Raw genomic sequence first — 16,543 nt, forward strand, 5'->3', positions numbered from 1 at the left:
CCCGGGGGACGACGAAGCCGGCCGAACACATCCGCGGTCCGTTGTCCCGGACCCACCGCCCGCGTTGGCGCGCGTGGTTGGCGCCGGGGCGGGTCCCGTTGCGTGGTGAGCACCTCGGGAGGGCGGCGGCGACCGGTGTCAGTGCCGGTCGGCACCATGGTGATCATGAGTCACAACATCGCGTACTCCACAGCGGACCGGGCCGACGTCCTGACCTACCTCGGCAGCAACGGCAATCTGACGGCGGACCAGCTGCGCCGCCTCGACGGCATGCGCAAGGACGCCCAGGCCCATCAGGACGATCTCGACCACCAGGGTGTCGACTGGGGCCTGTCCGTCCCCGACGCCCTGGACCACCTGATCGCCGGGCGCGCCGACGCGGACGCGGAGTGCGCGGGCAACGCCTACCACTCCGCTCTGCAACACATCATCGACCACAACGCCTCCGACCCCTCCCAGTTGGGTACCTACTCCAGGCCCTCGACGTTCTTCGGCCTGGTGGACGACGAGATGCGCCGCCTCGACGTGCCCGCCGGCCTCCTGCCCCACGGCTACCTCTTCGGCGGGCCGCCCGACGGCTTCCCTCACATCCCGCACTCGATGGACGGCTACCCGGCCATCGGCCACCTGCCGCTGGCCAGGACCAAGCCCGCCGCCGACGCCTACCGCGCCGTCCTGAACAGGATGGACCCGGACCTCCGGTACGACGTCCAGGAACTCATCGGCATGCTCGACTTCGAGCACCGCGAGTGGGAGTACGCCACGAAGAACATCGACTGGTACACCCAGGACACGCTCTTCTTCAAGCTCACCTGACCGACCAGTGGAGAGAGGGAGAGGGCCGGCCGGCCCGCTCTCTGTCCGCAGCCCCGGCCCCGGTACCGCACGACTCGGGGAAGCGGAGCGGTATCGCGTACCGGGTCGGCAATGTTGCGGGCCGGGAAGTTGCCACATACTGCACAAGCGGGTGTGGCGGGGCCGGTGGCAGGATTCCGCGCATGACCGAAGTCCGGGAAGTGAACTGCCGTCCCCTCCACAGGAACCCCTTGTGGTTCTTCGTCGGGATCGGGGCGGCCGGGGCGATTGTCGCCATGGTGCACACGGTGTACCGGGGCCCGGACCTGTGGCTGGGCGTCGGCCTGCTGCTCGCGTCGGCGGGCATCGCGGCGCTCCACGGGGTCACCACCCGGGTGAGCGCCGACGCGTACGGCCTGCACTCCCGGACGCTGCTGCACCGCTGGAGCGTGCCGTGGCAGGACGTCGTCGACCTGCGGATCCGTCTGAAATATGCGAACACCCCCCGGGCCCCGGAAACCCGTCACGTCAGCCTGCTGCTGCGCGACGGACGCAAGCGGATCCTGCCCCTTCCGCGGAGCGGGTCCTCCGACGACCCGGACTTCGACGCGAAGCTGGACGCGCTCCGTACCCTGCACCGCCGTTACGGGGCCCCGGAGTCGGACCACCTTTCGGTCGTCTCGTACCGCACCGCCGGGCGCGGCTGGGCCGGGTCGCTGTGCCTGTGCGCGTTGTTGCTCGCGTGCGCGGGCGCGGTCGCGTGGTCCGTGCCGAACACCGCCTCGCATTTCCGGGCGTGGAAGTCGGCCACGCCGTGCACCGCCGAGGTGGCCGCCACGGAGCGCGGCGACTGCCTGACCACCGTGCCGGCCGTGATCGCGCGGACCGAGGCCAACCAGCCCAAGCGGAGCAGCTGGCTGTACTTCGCCCACGGGCGGCCGCTGGATCGCCTCGCGGTCTCGCGGGAGGACGCCCAGGGGTTCCGGCCCGGCGACAGGGTCGAACTGACCGTCTGGCGCGATGCGGTGCGGGTGGTCTCCGGAGAGCACTACGTGTGGCGCGAGCACATTCCCGCGGGAGGGGAGCCGGCCGTCGTCGCGGCCGTGCTCGCCCTTGCGGCGGGGTACCCCGGTGCCCGGGTGCTGGTGCGCCTGCGCGGACGCCGGCTGCCCGACGACGAGGTCCTCCCGTCGGCCCTTCCGTTCGTGGGTGTGCTCGTCGGTACCGCTCTGTGGCTGCTGCCGCTCTGCTATCTCCATCCCACGGCCCCGCTCGCCTCTGCCACGGCGATCACGTGGGCGGCCGCGGGCTCGCTGGTCACGCTGGGCCTCTCCGCCTGGGCCTGGCGTGCCACGCGCGTCTCTACGCCGGGAGCGGCCGGAGAGGCCGGCGAGGCCAGGGAGGCCCGAGAAGCCAGGGAGGCCGGAGGGACCGAAGGTTCCGGTGGGAAGGAAGAGGTGTTCCTGGCCGCCCGGTTCCTGGAGCACACCGACTACAACCCGCACGGCTTCGGTACCCACGTCGTCCTCGGGGACGGCCCGCCCGCGGTGACACCCCACCCCGGCCCGGGACGGTTCGCGGCGAGACGGATACCGGTGGAGCGGCTCACGGTGAAGGACCTGCGGCGCGTCCGGGGCAGCGACGGCGACACCGTTCCCAGCAGCTGGCACATCGCCGAACTCGACGACGCGGGCGAGCCGGTCCGCCTCGCGGCCGCCCCGGCCGACCTGACGCGCATCATCCGTGAGCTGGATTCTGCGAAAACCCCGTGAAGACCCCCGCGAGCCCCGTGAGCACCAAGAGCCCCGCGAGCCCCGCGAACGCCGAGTCGTGACCGCCTCGCAGGCGCCGTTGTAGGCTCGCCGACTCCGCGGGAGCGCCCACCGTGAGACCGGCCGGCGCCTCTCGCGCGGGCCGCCCGGCCGGGCGCACGCTCCCGCGCGGGAGATGGCACGGGTGGCACGGGCCGGAAGAAGGCAGCGCCCGATCGATCGGGTGGCAGCGCCTCTTCCGGCCCTTGTGCGTTGTGGTGCGGTGTACCCGGGCCGGCCCACGCGAGAACCGGGGCTCCTGTGTCGGTATCGGTGTCGACGGCACCGGATCACCCGGGCATCAATTCCGGACAAAGCTCCGTTTCCTGGCGCTTTGTCAGCGCTTTGTCAGCGCTTCAGGCATTGGTCTTGACCAATGTCGCATTCTGTGAAAATTATGGGCATGGTCGCCACGAAATCTCTACAACCACCCCTGCGGGAGAACCAAGTCCCATGCGCATAACCGCAACCGCCGCAGCTGCCATGCTCGGCGGAGCTCTCGTCCTCGGCCTCACGGCCTCCCCGGCCGCACAGGCCGCGCCCGCCGATGCGGGCGGCTGCGCCACCGACGCCTTCGGGATCGCCGGCAAGTACGGCGAGTTCGTCCTCGGTGACGACGTCCACTCGCCCGACGCGGAGGGCGCTGTGGCCGTCGGCGGAAACGCCGACTTCCGCGGCGGATTCAGCGCCGCCAACGAACTGTCCGCGGCGGAGGTCGACGCGCTGCCCGGCCGTGCGGCGCTCGTCGTCCGCGGCGACCTGGTCAACGACGGGTCGGTCACCGCGGTGATGAAGGGCGACGCGGTCGTCGGAGGCAAGGTCCGCGACCGCGCCGTCGAACTGCACTCCGGCACCTTCCGGCAGGATGCCCGGCTGATCGACTTCGACGCGGAGTTCGCCAAGCTCCGGGCCTACTCCTCCGCGCTGGCCGCGGAACCGGTGACCGGCGGCGCGGACGTGAGGCTGGACGGCGCCAAGCTCACCCTGGAGGGCGGCAACGCCACCCGCAACGTCTTCGGGGTGACGGCCGATCAGCTGGAGCAGGCCAAGGACATCTACCTCAAGGTCCCGGCCGGCGCGACCGCGATCGTCAACGTCAGCGGCGACACCTACGACATGGCCAAGGCCGGCACCACCGGCTTCTTCCTGTCCGGCGGCCAGGACTACGTGCTGGACGACAAGCTTCAGAGCGCCTCCGAGGGCAAGGTCCGTGCCCGGCTGCTGTGGAACTTCCCCGAGGCCCGCACCCTCACCAAGAGCAGCCGGGCGGCCTGGCCCGGCAGCGTGCTGGCACCCCGGGCGCACCTGGAGCTGGGCACCGCCGCGCCGGTCAACGGCTCGGTGTGGGTCGCCTCGCTGCACGGCTCGGGCGGAGCGGAGACGCACCACTTCCCCTTCAGCGGCTGCCTCCCGGAGACCGGGAAGACCCCGTCCGCCACGCCGACGCCCAGCGGCACCCCCGAGACCGCACCGCCGGTGGACAGCACGCCGTCCGCCTCCGCGACACCGCCCTCGGAGGGCGGTGCGCCGTCCGGTGACTCCTCCCGGCCCGCCACGGCGGCCCCGCCCCCGTCGGACAGCACGGCGCCCGGCACCGGTGGTGGCGACCTGGCCTCGACGGGCAGCAGCGGCACGGTCCCGCTGGTCATCGGCACCGTTGTGGTGCTCGCCGCAGGCACCGGTCTTGTCGTGGCGGCCCGCCGCCGGTCCAAGCGGGCCTGACATCCGATGACCGACCGGGCCCCCGGTGCACCACCGGGGGCCCGGTCGGCGGGTGGAACGTCCCGCTTCCGGGGCTCGTCAGCGCCCCGCCTGCAAGGCCGCCCAGGTGGCCGGCCCCGCGATGCCGTCGGCCGTCAGGCCCCGGCCCGTCTGGTAGGAGCGCACCGCCGTCGTCGTCTCCGGGCCGAAGCTCCCGTCGATGCCGACCGTCGAGCCGAGCGCCGCGGTCAGCGAGCGCTGGAGCCGCTTCACGCCGTCGCCCGAGTCGCCCTGCGCAAGGGACGCCGTAGGGCCGGCCGACAGCAGCGCCGTCCAGGTCCTGGCTCCCACGACACCGTCCGCGTCCAGCCCATGGACCGACTGGTACGCCGTCACCGCGCTCTGCGTGGCCGCGCCGAAGCTGCCGTCCACCGCGCCCACCGGATGCCCCTGCTCACCCAGCAGTTGCTGAACCGCCCTGACCTGGGCGCCCGTCGAGCCGCTTCGCTGGATCGCGTACGCGGTGAAGCTCAGCCCGTCACCGCTGTCGCCGCCGGTGTCCCCGCCCACCAACTGCATGTAGCGCGCCCAGTCCCAGTACGGGCCCGGGTCCGTGTGATCGTTGCCGGGCGCCTCGCTGTGGCCGATGATGTGCGCCCGGTCCTTCGGAATTCCGTACCGGTCGCACAGGTAGCCGGTCAGGGCCGCCGATGAGCGGTACATCGTGTCCGTGAACCAGGACGGGTCGTCGATGAATCCCTCGTGCTCGATGCCGAGCGTCGAGGAGTTCTGGCTGCGGGCGTGGTACGCGGTGTCGCCGTCGCGCACCATCTGGGTGATCTCGCCGTCGGAGGAACGCACCACATAGTGGGCGCTCACCTCCGCGGTCGGGTTCTGGAACCAGCTGATCGAGCCCGCGTACGAGCCCTGGGTGACGTGGACGATCACCTTGTCGATCTTGGCCGACCGGCCAGCGGCGAAGTTGTTCGCATGGGCCGGAACCCACAGGGCCGACGGGTAGTCGGCGCTCTCGGTGCGTACGGTGGCGGCGGTGGCGAGCGGACCCTTCTGCGGCGAGACCGGGCGGCCGGTCACCGAGATCCGCTCGCCGCCGGTGACGACGGCGTCGAGCCCCTGCGCCAGGAAGGTGTACACGGTGTCGGCGTAGAGGGCGGCGGTGCGCCCCGTCGAGCCGCTGTACCGGGCGACGGCCGGGTACCAGGCATTGATGTCGTCGCGCTCCCGGTCGTCGAGGCCGAGCTTGTCCGCGTAGCCGCGCAGCACCGCCGCGCCGCCCAGGATGTTGGCGTCGGTGTCGGCGCGGAGGTCGGCGAGGGTTTCGCCGGTGAGGGCGGCCGCCCGCTCCAGCGTCCGGTTCGCGGGGTTGCTCACCAGGTGCATCACGCCGTACCCGTTCGCCTGGCTGGGGCGCCCGGAGTGGCCGTCGAGATGGGTCTCGCCGTATCCGACGGCGGCGAGCAGATCGCGCGGTACGTCGAATTCCGCGGCCGCACGTGTGAATGCCCGGTTCATGGGGCGGTCGGCGGGCGGGGCGGCGAAGGCCGGAGTGCCGGTCGCGGCCAGGACGGTGGCGGTGAGGGCCGCCAGGACGGATGCGCGGGCCCTTGCGCGGGCGGCGGCTCGTCTGGGCATACCTGCTCCTGCTCTGTGGGGGAGAAGAACGGCCCCCCGGGCCCGAGTGGGGTGGGCCGAGGGGCCGAAGCCCGCACAGCGTATCGATGTGTTCAGGCCATGACAATCATTGGTCCGCGTGTCGAACTCCCTGTCACTCCGATGCGGTTGAAGCGCAGGCCGGGCCGTGCCCGGCCGCCGGTTCGGCGGGTACGGGATCACGCTGCCGGGGGAGAGCGGGCAGGCCGGGGAGGGGCCTTCCGGGTGCCGCCCCGGCCCGATGGGCCGCAGCCGCGGCCCTCGTCGACGACGTGCTGTCCTCCCGGGCCTGTCCGCGCGCCGGCGAACCGGCCCGCCGGTACCCGCCGACCCGGCCCCGCTGGACGGCCGGAGCCGAACCGGGGTGCCGTCCTACCAGCGGTCGCGGTGGATGACGTCCGCCACCGGGCGGCGCCGGACCGGGCCGAAGTTGCCCTGCGGCCGGCCGACCGGAATGGCGGCGAAGGTGTGCATGTCCTCGGGGATGCCGAGAGCGGCCTTCCACTCCTGCTCCAGCATCAGGTGCCAGATGGTGATGTTCGCCGCGAGCCCCAGCGCGCGGGCGGCGAGGAGCAGGTTCTGCACGCCCGGGTAGACGCAGGAACCCTCGGCGAGCGCCTGGAAGCGTGTCTGGGTGTTCATCATGCGCTCGGTCCCGGCCGGGCCGAGCGCCTGCGAGGAGGCCAGCAGCCCCTCCTCGTCCAGCCGCGGCTCGGGGAACCGGTAGCAGGGCACGATCAACGCCGGCGTATCGGCGAAGTGGTCGCGCTGGTACTCGATCGCGGCGACCATGCGGCCGTACGCCGCGTCGTCCATGCCCTTCGGCGGGTACTTCCCGGTCGTCGCCAGATAGGCGTCCACACACCGCTTCCACAGCGGCGCGAGCTGCGCCATCACCTCGCGGTCGGTCACCACCACGTACTCGTAGCACTGCATGTTGCCCCCGCTGGGGCCCCAGACCGCGGCCTGTACGAGCCGCTCCAGCGTCTCGTGCGGGACGGGATCCGGCTTGAGGCGCCGCATGGCGCGCATGGTGGACATCGTGGAGAAGAGAGCGGGTCCGTCGGACCTGGGCGCATCTATCGGCATATCTGTCGTCATGATCGCGGAGTCTACGGGCGAAGCCCCGGCGCCGGGAGGCCTGTTGGGCGGGCCGGGTGGGAGCGGCCCGCGCGATCCGATCCCGCCGCCGCCCCGATCCGCGCGGACAGCGGATTCGCACACCTGGACGGCCCCCCTCCGCATGGGGGAACGCGGACCGGAGTCCCCTTCACGAAGGCGTATAAAGGGTTCCTCCGGACCAGCCGGCGTCCCCCGAATGGCACTCACACCTCACGCGGCAGGCGTCACCGCGTACGAGAGCGCAGGAGTGCCGCATGAGCACGGCAGAAGAGATCAACACCTTGCTGGTGGCGAACTTCGGAACCGACCCCCATGCCATCCGGCCCGAGGCATCGCTCCGTCAACTCCGGCTGGACTCCCTGGCATTGGAGGAACTCCGGCTCCTCATCGAGGACCGGATGGGCGTCGATCTGGACGATGTGCAGCTGACCTCGCGGGACACCGTCGCGCAACTCGTGGCCGCCGTGCACGGCAAGGCCGCGGCGTGACGGCCCGCCCGCAGTGCCTCCCGCCGTTCGCCGCCGCCGTCACCGGAATCGGTCTGGTCACCGCGGCCGGTACGGGGGCCGAAGCCACCTGGCGCACGGTCTCCGAGGCCGTCACCGCGCCCTCCGTCCTGCGTCGGCCCGAACTCCACGACCTGCCCTGCGACTTCATGTACACCATCACCGGCCTCGACACGAGGGCCCTGCTCGGGGTGGCCACCGCGCGGCTGATGGACCGCTTCTCGCAGCTCGCCGTGATCGCGGCCCGTGAGGCCGTCGCCGACGCCGGACTCGACCCCGCGGTCTGGGACGGCGGACGGGTCGCCGTCGTCATCGGCTCCGCACACGGCGGACTGCCCTTCTACGACGAACAGCACGCCGTCCTCGCCGAGCGCGGCGCACGCCGCGTCTCCCCGAAACTCGCCCCGCTGACCGTCGTCAACGGAGCGGCCAGCAGCGTCGCCACGGACCTCGGCGCCCGCGGTCCGAGCCAGGCCGTCTCCACCGCCTGCTCGTCCGGAACCGTCGCCATCGGCACCGCCCACCAGATGCTCCGCACCGGCGCCTGCGACCTCGTCATCGCGGGCGGCGCCGAATCGGTCTGCTCCCGGCCGCTGATCGCCAGCGCCTGCCAGCTGAAGGCCGTCTCCACCCGGCGCGACGACCCCGAGGCGGCCTGCCGTCCGTTCGACACCCATCGCGACGGCTTCGTCGTCGGCGAGGGCGCCGGACTCCTCGTACTGGAGCGGCCGGAACACGCCCGCGCCCGCGGCGCCGCCATCCGCGCCTACGTCGCCGGGTACGGGGCCTCCAGCGACGCCTACTCCGCCGTCGCCCCGGACCCCGAGGGCCTGGGTATCGAGCGGGCCCTGCGTACGGCGCTCGCGGACGCCGGGGTCGGCGCCCGGGACATCGGCCATGTCAACGCCCATGGCACCTCGACCGTTTCCAACGACCTCATCGAGGCGACGATGCTGCGCCGGGTCCTCGGCGAGCACCCCCTGGTCACCTCGACGAAGGCGATGACCGGACACACCCTCGGCGCCGCGGGCGGCATCGAAACCGCACTGACCGCACTGGCGCTCCAGCACCGACTGGTGCCGCCCACCGTGAATCTCGACGCTCCCGACCCCGAGATCCCTCTCGACGTGGTGCGCAAGGAGGCCCGCGCGGGAACGTTCGACGTGGCCGTCAAGACGTCGCTCGGTTTCGGCGGGCACAACGCCGCACTCGTTCTCACCAGGGCCTGACCCGGAAGCGAGGACCACCATGGCCGAGGAGATCATCCGGACCCTGTCGGTGCACGGGCTGCGCTACGGCTACCGGCTCCTCCGGCAGCCCCTGCCGCGCACCGAGCCGGTCGTCGTCCTCGGCGGTGCGCTCCAGGGCATGTACGGCTGGCCGCAGATGGACGACCACCTGGGGCCGCTCGCCTCGGTCGTCACCGCCGACCTGCCCGGCATGGGCGGCGCCGACCCGCTCCCGTCCGGCGCGGGGGACGACATCCTGCTCGCCGCCGTAGCCGGAATCATCGACGACCTGAACGTGCCGAAGGTCAACCTCTTCGGGTTCTCCTACGGCACATCGATCGCCTTCGGCTGCGCACGGCAGTACCCCGGCCGCATCGCCCGGCTGGTTCTCGGCGGTGTGCCGGCCCACATCAGCGACGGCCAGCGCACCCAGTGGGGCCGCGCCGTCGACCGGCTGGCGACCGGTGACATGGCGGGGCTCGCCACCCTGGCCGCCGCGGCACTGATGTGTCTGGACCCGGAACGCACCGTCCACCGACGGGAGTTGGCCCGACGCTACGTCCAGCGTTCGTTCCTGTACGCCCTCACTCATTCCCCGCACGCCGCGCAGTCGCTGCACCGGGCGCTGGGGCACCGGCCGGACTTCTCCGGTGGACTGACCGGTGTGCCCGCCCTCGTATTCGCGGGCGAGCACGACACGGTCACCTCGCCGGAACGGCAGCGCGCGTTCGCCGCCACGATCGAGGGCAGCAGGTTCCTCACGATCGGGGAGTCCGACCACTGGGTGGTCCTGGAACGCCCGGACGACGTCGCGGACCTCGTCGCCCGCTTCTTCACCGACCGCCCGCTGGAGCCGGCACCGGGACTGGCCGCCCTCCCGCACCAGTCGGCCGGCGCGCGTCCGGTGCCGAGGGCGTGAGGGGCGGCTCGGACCGTGGACCGGAGCGCGATGCGGGTGGGCCCGGCCGGCCCCACCCGCATCGCGCGCTTTCGTGCGGGCCCGCAGGTCAGTGCCTGCCGTGGCCCCGCGCGGTGACGTCCACCCGCACGATCTGCGGGTCGTGATCGCTCGCCTGATCGGCGAACTCCGCGTTGATGTGCACCACGTCGTAGTCGAAGCGGCGGATGCCGGGACTGGTCAGGATGTGGTCCAGCGTCTGCGAGTTGCCCTCGTACACGTAGCTGTACTGCTCGCTCGCAGGCAGCGTGGTGATCAGCGGCTTGAGCACCTTGCCCCTGGTCAGCGCGTCCATCGTCGGTGAGAAGGCGAAGTCGTTGAGGTCGCCGAGCGTGATGACCCGCGCCGAGTCGTCCGCGGCCAGCAGCGACTTGACGAAGGTGTTCACCTGCGCCGCCTGCTTCACCCGCTTGGCCTCGGAGCTGCGCGCCGGCTCCTGGTACCGGCCGTGCAGGGGCTGGTCGCCTCCCTTGGAGGTGAAGTGGTTGCCGATGACGAAGACCGGCTTTCCGTGGAAGCGGAATTCGCCGACGAGCGGCTTGCGGCTGTCGGCCCACGCCTCGTCGGCCGGGGCGATCCGGCCGGGCGACGCCGAGAGGGTCACTCCCTTCCTCGTCTTCACCGCGGTCACGGCCGTGGTCGCGGTGCCGCCCGGACGGTCCACGAAGTCGACCCTCTTGGGATTGAAGAGGAAGACATTGCGGATGTTGCCGCCGGGCTCGCCGCCGTCCTTGCCGTTCTCGGGGGCGACGTACCGCCAGGCGTACCGCGGACCGCCCGCGGCGACGATCGCGTCGGTGAACCGCTTCAGCGTCGCCTCGGATCCGACCGTGCCGTCGTTGACCGCACCGTTGTCGTCCTGGATCTCCTCCAGCGACACGATGTCCGGGGAGGAGAGGTTGGCCGCGATGCCTGCGGCGAGGGTGTCGAACTTGGCCTGCTCGTCCAGCGCGTCCAGGTTCTCCACGTTGTACGTGGCGACGGCGAGCTCGTTGCCCTTCTGCCTGCGGGTGACCTCGCGCCGGAGGTGGTTGTCGGTGAGCGTGCCGAGCTCGGTGGCCTGGAGGTTGTAGCCGCCGAACGACGCGTAGTCCATGACACCGGTGGTGGTGCCGGAGAGCACGTCCCCGACATCGGCGACGGGGACCGGCCGGGCCGGATCCAGGGACATCACCTTGATGCGGCCGGTGTTCTGGTCGCTGTACGAGGTGTAGAGCGTGCCGCCCCGCCGGGTGCGGTTCTCGTTCGGCTTGACGGTCACCCAGACCTCGTCGTAGGCGGTCGTCGCACCCGTCACCCGGGTGTCGGAGATCCGCACCCGGGTGCCTTCGAGCGACTCGTAGAGGTCGAGGGCGTACGCCGACGGGTCGAGGGGCAGCGAGTCGATCGAGCCGCCGCCCGCCGAGGGGACGTAGGCGTCCGGCACCGAGGCGGCGTCGAGCACGACCGGGGCGGGCAGCGCGTTGCCCGAGGACAGGACCGTCGTCTTCGGGGCGGTGATCTCGGTGATCGACTGGGTGGCCGACGACGGGTAGTACTCGTCCACCTTGCCGCTGACCAGCACCGAGTCGCCCACGGCGACAGCCGGCGCGGCGGATCCGGTGAAGACGAAGACGCCCTCGGCGGTACGGGCGTCCGCGTCCGGCGCGGGGTCCTGGATCCAGAAGCCGCGCGAACCGGCGGTCCGTACACCGGTGACGATGCCGGGGACGCCGGTCACCTCCCGGCCCTCCAGCGGCGACACACGGGTGGTGCCCTGGATGTCGTGGATCCGCACGGTGCCGGGCTCGGTCGGGCCGCCGGGGTCCACCGGACCGGACCCGCCGGAAGTCTCACCGGCCGCGTTGACCGGCGCCGGGGAACCCGCGGTGAAGTCGGCGGCGTTGTCGTCGGTGTCGGCGAGGGACGTGCCACGCGCCACCGAGGAGGTGTTCGAGGCACCGGCCGCCGGGCCGCTGCCCTCCCGTACGACCGCGGAACCGTAGCCGACGAGGTCGACGATCCGCGTGTCGGCCGCGCAGTCGGCCGCCGTCTTGCAGGTCAGCGGGGTCGTGCCGGAGACCAGCGCCACGGTTCCGCCGCCGGCCGCCATCGCGACCGTGCCGGTGGCGTCCGGCGTCGGCAGAGCGACGGTGCCACCGGTGCCCGCGGCCTCGGCGACGAGGTAGCGGCCGCCCGGAGCGACGGATCCGGTCAGCGGGGAGACCTGCCACAGCGATCCGGCGGACGGGGCGGCCGGCAGGTACTGCACGCTGAAGCCGGACAGGTCGTACGCGGCGGAACCGGCGTTGGCCAGCTCGATGAAGTCACGGGTGAGGGTCGCACCCGAGTTGCCCCCGCCGCCGTACACCTCGGAGATCACGGCGGTCGAGGACGGAGCCGCGAGGGCGGCGGGCAGCGCGGTGGCCGAGAGCGTCACGGCGACGGCGCCGGCCAGCAGGACGGAACGGGGTCTGGATATGTGCACGGTGGGCTGCTCCCGAAGTGTGGTGAGGGCAAAAGCTATGCGCGTAGAACCAGCCGTGACAAGACATCAGAAGTTAATTCCAGAAATCGCTCCGGCGGCCCGGAGGTACTGAGCGCGCCTCGCTCGACAGGCAACCAAGAGGTTGCCTACGGTGAAAGGGGCCAGAGGCGAGGGCGGGCGACGGCGACGCGATGGCGGCGATGGACGCGATATTCAAGGCGCTCGCCGATCCGAGCCGCCGGGAACTCCTCGACCGGCTCGACGCCCGGGGCGGCCGGACGCTGCGGTAGCCGGGCGAGGGCCTGGGCATGAGCCGGCGGGCGGCGAGCAGGCATCTGGCGGTGCTGGAATCGGCGCTGCTGGTCACCGTCGTGCGCAGCGGCCGGGCGGAGCTGCACCACCTCAACCCGGTGCCCGTCCAGGAGGCCGCCGAACGCTGGATCGGCCGGTACGAGCGCCACCGCCCGGACGCGCTGTCCCACCGTGAGCAGAACCTGGAAGGAACGGCCATGGACAAGCCCGAGTTCGTCTACGTCATCTACATCCAGACCACCGCCGAGAAGCTCTATCAGGCGCTGACCGACCCGGAGTCCATCAAGATCTACATGGGCGGCTACGGCCCGGACTCGACATGGGAGGCCGGCGCGCCGGTCCGTTGGAAGATGGACCCGGACGGCGAGTTCGAGGAGGTCGGTCAGCGGGTCCTGGAGGCGGAGCCGGGCAAGCGGCTGTCGTACACCTGGCACACCCTCCAGCCCATGCACCGCCAGATGTTCGACTTCGCCTCGGACCAGGAATGGGAGGAAGCCGTCCGGGAGCGGTCGAAGGTCGCCTTCGACATCGAGCCGGCCGAGGAGCCCGAGATGGGCATCAGGCTGACGATCACCCACGACGGTTTCGACAGCCCGGACAGCAAGATGCTGGAGGGCGTCAGCGGCGGCTGGATCGCGATCCTCTCGACGCTCAAGACCCTGCTGGAGGGCGGCAAGTTCCTAGACGAGCCGGCCTGAGGGCGGGCCCGCCCGACGCGGGGCGGTCCGGGCCCCGGCCCCGGTCTCCGGGCGCCGACGCGCACGTTGCGCCGCCGCGCCCGACGACCCCGCCCTCGACGCGGAACTGCCCGGAGGCATCCGGCCGAGGGCGGGATCGAGGACGCGGGGAACCCGGAACAGGGATCAGGGATCAGGCCCCGGGCACCCGGTCGAGGAAGCCGCTGACCGAGGCGATGCGTCCGTCGTCGTCGAGCTTGAGCACGTCCGACCCGGCGACGGGGGCCGAGCCGTCGGTGGCGGAGACCAGCTCCCAGCTGAAGCGCACGATGTCGTGGTGCCCGTCCGGGGTGCCGGTCAGCCGGAACTCGAAGCCGGGGAACTGCTGGTGGGCCCCGTTGATCGTGGCCGTGAGCTCGTCGTGGCCGCGCACGTCCGCCACCGGGTCGGTGTAGGTGGCGGTCTCGGTGAAGGCGGCCGCCACGGCCTTCTCCAGGTCCTCGGGGGTGGCCGCGTTCCAGGCGACGAAGTAGCGCTGGACGGCGTCCTCGTATGCGGTCATCGTGCTGTCCTCTCCTTGCGTCCCGGCCCCTGGGGCCGGGCTCCCGTGTGCTGGTGAGGAACACGATGTCCGATGACGCGGAAGGCGTCGATTACCTCCGAGGTCATGGTTCGGGCGCGGCCGGTGCGGTGTCGCACCGCGGCGCCGTGGAGCGGGCACGAGAGCCGTCGGGCGGCGACGGGGAGGGCGCGGCGTGGAACGGGCGGCGTAGGGCGCTGCGGAGAAGAGGCGGCGCGGCGCGGAAGAAGCCCCGTACCCTCACACCTGGCTGTCCGGGACGACATGCATGGCCGCTTCCTCGGCCGACGCCGCCGCCCCGTCGATCCCGACGTCCTCGGCCGCCAGAGTGTCCGGCTCATCGATGTCCAGCTGCCGGGTGAGACGTCCGGCGCGCACCGAACCGACCTCCGTGTCCCAGGGTTCGCCGTCACCGTCGGACAGATCTCCCACGTCGTCACCGGCGACGTCGGCGACCTCGGGCAGCTCCCGTGCCAGACGGCTCTCCAGCGGCTCGCCGCTGTGCTGTTCGGCGGCCGTGGTGCCCTGGTCCTCCACCGCCCACGGTCGCTCGGGCGGGGAGTAGCCCTCGTCGAGGAGGTCGGTCAGCCCCCGGTTGTCCAGGGTGTCCTCGATGTCGAGCTGCTCGACGGGGTCGGAGGCCTCCGGCTGCTGGGGCTGGTAGACATCGTCTCCCATGTCGGCATCCTTCATGGTCTGTCCCTTCCCGGTTTCAGGGATCCCGGTCGTGCATGCCGCGCACGCGACTCGGGGAAAAAAGGGGGCGTACATGCGGTATGTGTGCGGTATGCGCCCCGGTGCCGTCGAACCGCCCGTATGGGTTCAGGATAAGTGGCCGGGGCGTGAGACCGCAGCCGTGGGCCGCAGGCCGGGCGCCGGGGGCCCGTCCGAGGCACGATGGAAGTGGCAGGTGGACCATGTCCTGCCGCCATCGGTATCGGGAGAATCGCCATGGACTACCCGGAGAGCTATGAGCTGGTGTTTCAGGCGTTCGCCGTGGAGGACGACACGGTGACCGTGCGGCGCACGGCGCAGTCGGGTGCGGGCGGGTACCCGATCTACGAGGACGAGACCGGAATCGTGCGGGCGGAGATCAGCGAACGCGGAGAGGTGCGCATGCTGGCCAGCGGCGGACACCAGGTGCTCGGCACCCCCCTGGTGGTGCGGGAACCGAGTGCCTGAACCACCAGGGGCCCGTCCGCCGGATCACCGGCGGACGGGCCCCTGGCGGTTCACCGCTCCGTCGGGACCGGGGCCGTCAGCCCTCGGTCCAGCCGTGGTTCTTGGCGAACTGCAGCAACCCGCTCCGGATCTGCAGGATCTGAGCACCCGTCAGTGTCGGCGCCGACTCCAGCAGGAGGTCGGTCACCTCCTTGGTGTACTCGGACGCACTGAGCACATCGCACAGGGTGTCGTCGTCCGCGGACCCCGGAGCATGGACCGCGACGGGCCTCGGAGGAGTCAGCGGCTTCCCGTCGGGACCCTCGGCGAGCCGGACGGACGACGCCTTCAGCCCCCGGTCACCGTCCTCGATCTCGAACTCCACCGCCGTACCCGTGTGTACGTAGGACTCCGGGATCAACATGTCGTTCACATGGAGAAAGACGTCCTCACCGCCGTGATCGGGCGAGATGAAACCGTATCCCCGTGCGCCGTCGAACCGCACCACGCGACCAGAAACCACACCAACCCCCAAGAAAGAATCGGGCCCCTTGCCCGTTGCCACACATGGCTCGACCGGAGAATAGCCCGCGCGACCGGGCGGCGCGACCCCATCCGGGGAATCGCCGGAATCGCTTCACCTGGGCCCGCGCGCCGGCGGGGGCGCGGTTCCGGACGCCAGCGGGGAGCGGGCCAGCTCGACGCAGCCCACCGCGATCAGGGTGAGGGCGACCAGCTCGGGCAGCACCCACCACCCGGTGCGCAGGTGCTCGCCGAACAGGGTCACCCCGTACAGCACGCTGATCAGTGCGTCACCGAGGGTGAGCGGCGGCTGGACGGCGACCAGCGTGCCCGCCTGGAGGGCGTTCTGGAGGAGGAACAGCGCCCCCACTCCGGCCGCGGCCGTGGCGTACAACTGCCAGGACGTCAGGAGCTCCACCGCTCCGCCGCCGTCTTCGAGCCGTGCCATGGCGTCTTTCATGAGCGCGGCCGTGAGTGCGTACCCGCATGCGGCGGCGAGGCCGAGCAGCGCGCCCCGGAGATTGCCCCGCGTGCTCAGGGCCCCGCCGATCAGCACGGCCTCGAAGACGCCGGTCAGGATCAGTGTCGGCACCCAGGCAGCCCCCCGCACGGATGCGCTGCCGCCGTCCGGTGCCGCGGAGGCCATGCCCAGGGCCAGTCCCAGGGTCATGGCCGCCACCGCGAACCAGAGCCGGCGGGGCAGCCGTACCCGCATCACGAACCCGGCCATCAGCAGTGTGGCGGGCAGTTCGATCACAAAGATCGGCTGGACCACGGCGATCGGTCCGGTGGCCAGCGCCACGGCCTGGCACACCGCCGCGACGATCACCAGGCCGATCCCGCCCAGCCACATGCGCTGGCGCAGCAGATGCCCGATCAGCGACAGACGCATCGCCTCGGCGTCGGGGACGGTGCGGGCGGCGCGGCGCTGGAGCACGGAGGCCGCGCCGTTGCTGAGCGCGGTCAGGACGGCGAACAGGACGCTGATCACCGAACCATGATGCGGGCGGCGGGCCCGCGATCCGGGGTCC

Annotated in this window: 15 protein-coding genes; 8 read left to right on the forward strand and 7 right to left on the reverse strand. The window is 71.8% G+C overall.

All coding sequences use genetic code 11. From position 1 onward, the window contains the following. The first annotated feature begins 165 nt into the window (after nt 1-165). The 3 genes from ACFVT1_RS24205 (at nt 166) to ACFVT1_RS24215 (ending at nt 4,328) form a co-directional block, all read left to right on the forward strand. Nucleotides 166-816, forward strand: coding sequence for a hypothetical protein (locus tag ACFVT1_RS24205; RefSeq protein ID WP_389798900.1), 651 nt, complete (start codon nt 166-168; stop codon nt 814-816). 182 nt (nt 817-998) lie between these two features. After that, nucleotides 999-2,567 (forward strand): PH domain-containing protein, encoded by a 1,569-nt coding sequence (locus ACFVT1_RS24210; RefSeq protein WP_389798903.1) that lies wholly within the window; start codon nt 999-1,001, stop codon nt 2,565-2,567. Between the two features lie 492 nt (nt 2,568-3,059). Further along, nucleotides 3,060-4,328 (forward strand): choice-of-anchor A family protein, encoded by a 1,269-nt coding sequence (locus ACFVT1_RS24215; protein ID WP_389798905.1) that lies wholly within the window; start codon nt 3,060-3,062, stop codon nt 4,326-4,328. Between the two features lie 78 nt (nt 4,329-4,406). Here the strand turns inward: ACFVT1_RS24215 and ACFVT1_RS24220 are convergent, their stop codons facing one another. Continuing rightward, complete coding sequence (locus ACFVT1_RS24220; protein WP_389798908.1) at nt 4,407-5,960, reverse strand: peptidoglycan-binding protein; 1,554 nt, start codon at nt 5,958-5,960, stop codon at nt 4,407-4,409. Nucleotides 5,961-6,350: 390 nt separating this feature from the next. Further along, nucleotides 6,351-7,079, reverse strand: coding sequence for a nitroreductase family protein (locus tag ACFVT1_RS24225; RefSeq protein ID WP_389798910.1), 729 nt, complete (start codon nt 7,077-7,079; stop codon nt 6,351-6,353). Nucleotides 7,080-7,354: 275 nt separating this feature from the next. Here ACFVT1_RS24225 and ACFVT1_RS24230 point away from each other — a divergent pair, with 275 nt between their 5' ends. From ACFVT1_RS24230 to ACFVT1_RS24240, 3 genes are read left to right on the forward strand one after another with little or no spacing between them, the layout of a single operon-like run. Beyond that, nucleotides 7,355-7,588, forward strand: coding sequence for an acyl carrier protein (locus ACFVT1_RS24230; RefSeq protein ID WP_362197540.1), 234 nt, complete (start codon nt 7,355-7,357; stop codon nt 7,586-7,588). After that, a complete protein-coding gene (locus ACFVT1_RS24235; RefSeq protein WP_389798913.1) occupies nt 7,585-8,835 on the forward strand; it encodes a beta-ketoacyl-[acyl-carrier-protein] synthase family protein in 1,251 nt (416 codons plus the stop codon). The genes ACFVT1_RS24230 and ACFVT1_RS24235 overlap by 4 nt, the downstream gene beginning before the upstream one ends. A gap of 19 nt (nt 8,836-8,854) precedes the next feature. After that, complete coding sequence (locus ACFVT1_RS24240; RefSeq protein WP_389798915.1) at nt 8,855-9,754, forward strand: alpha/beta fold hydrolase; 900 nt, start codon at nt 8,855-8,857, stop codon at nt 9,752-9,754. A gap of 88 nt (nt 9,755-9,842) precedes the next feature. On the opposite strand, the gene ACFVT1_RS24245 is transcribed toward ACFVT1_RS24240, so the two are convergent. Next, on the reverse strand, nt 9,843-12,260 hold the full coding sequence (locus ACFVT1_RS24245) for an endonuclease/exonuclease/phosphatase family protein (RefSeq protein ID WP_389798918.1): 2,418 nt from the start codon (nt 12,258-12,260) through the stop codon (nt 9,843-9,845). Between the two features lie 308 nt (nt 12,261-12,568). Between ACFVT1_RS24245 and ACFVT1_RS24250 the strand changes: the two genes are divergently transcribed. After that, nucleotides 12,569-13,270: an SRPBCC domain-containing protein gene (locus ACFVT1_RS24250; protein ID WP_389798920.1), complete on the forward strand. Its 702-nt coding sequence runs from the start codon at nt 12,569-12,571 to the stop codon at nt 13,268-13,270. A 172-nt stretch (nt 13,271-13,442) separates the two neighbouring features. Here the strand turns inward: ACFVT1_RS24250 and ACFVT1_RS24255 are convergent, their stop codons facing one another. Next, the gene (locus tag ACFVT1_RS24255; RefSeq protein ID WP_389798923.1) at nt 13,443-13,811 is read right to left on the reverse strand and encodes a nuclear transport factor 2 family protein; all 369 of its coding nucleotides are present in this window, start codon (nt 13,809-13,811) and stop codon (nt 13,443-13,445) included. Between the two features lie 258 nt (nt 13,812-14,069). Further along, on the reverse strand, nt 14,070-14,522 hold the full coding sequence (locus tag ACFVT1_RS24260) for a DUF5709 domain-containing protein (protein WP_389798925.1): 453 nt from the start codon (nt 14,520-14,522) through the stop codon (nt 14,070-14,072). Nucleotides 14,523-14,780: 258 nt separating this feature from the next. Here ACFVT1_RS24260 and ACFVT1_RS24265 point away from each other — a divergent pair, with 258 nt between their 5' ends. After that, nucleotides 14,781-15,011, forward strand: coding sequence for a DUF6296 family protein (locus tag ACFVT1_RS24265; RefSeq protein WP_362197519.1), 231 nt, complete (start codon nt 14,781-14,783; stop codon nt 15,009-15,011). A gap of 76 nt (nt 15,012-15,087) precedes the next feature. Here ACFVT1_RS24265 and ACFVT1_RS24270 read toward each other — a convergent pair whose 3' ends face one another. Both ACFVT1_RS24270 and ACFVT1_RS24275 read right to left on the reverse strand, forming a co-directional pair. Next, the gene (locus ACFVT1_RS24270; RefSeq protein ID WP_389798928.1) at nt 15,088-15,513 is read right to left on the reverse strand and encodes a cold-shock protein; all 426 of its coding nucleotides are present in this window, start codon (nt 15,511-15,513) and stop codon (nt 15,088-15,090) included. Between the two features lie 114 nt (nt 15,514-15,627). Continuing rightward, entirely contained in the window at nt 15,628-16,503 is an 876-nt protein-coding gene (locus tag ACFVT1_RS24275) for a DMT family transporter (protein ID WP_389798931.1), read from the reverse strand. Nucleotides 16,504-16,543 lie beyond the last annotated feature (40 nt).

Source organism: Streptomyces sp. NPDC057963, assembly GCF_042887155.1.
In the GTDB taxonomy this organism is placed as follows: domain Bacteria; phylum Actinomycetota; class Actinomycetes; order Streptomycetales; family Streptomycetaceae; genus Streptomyces.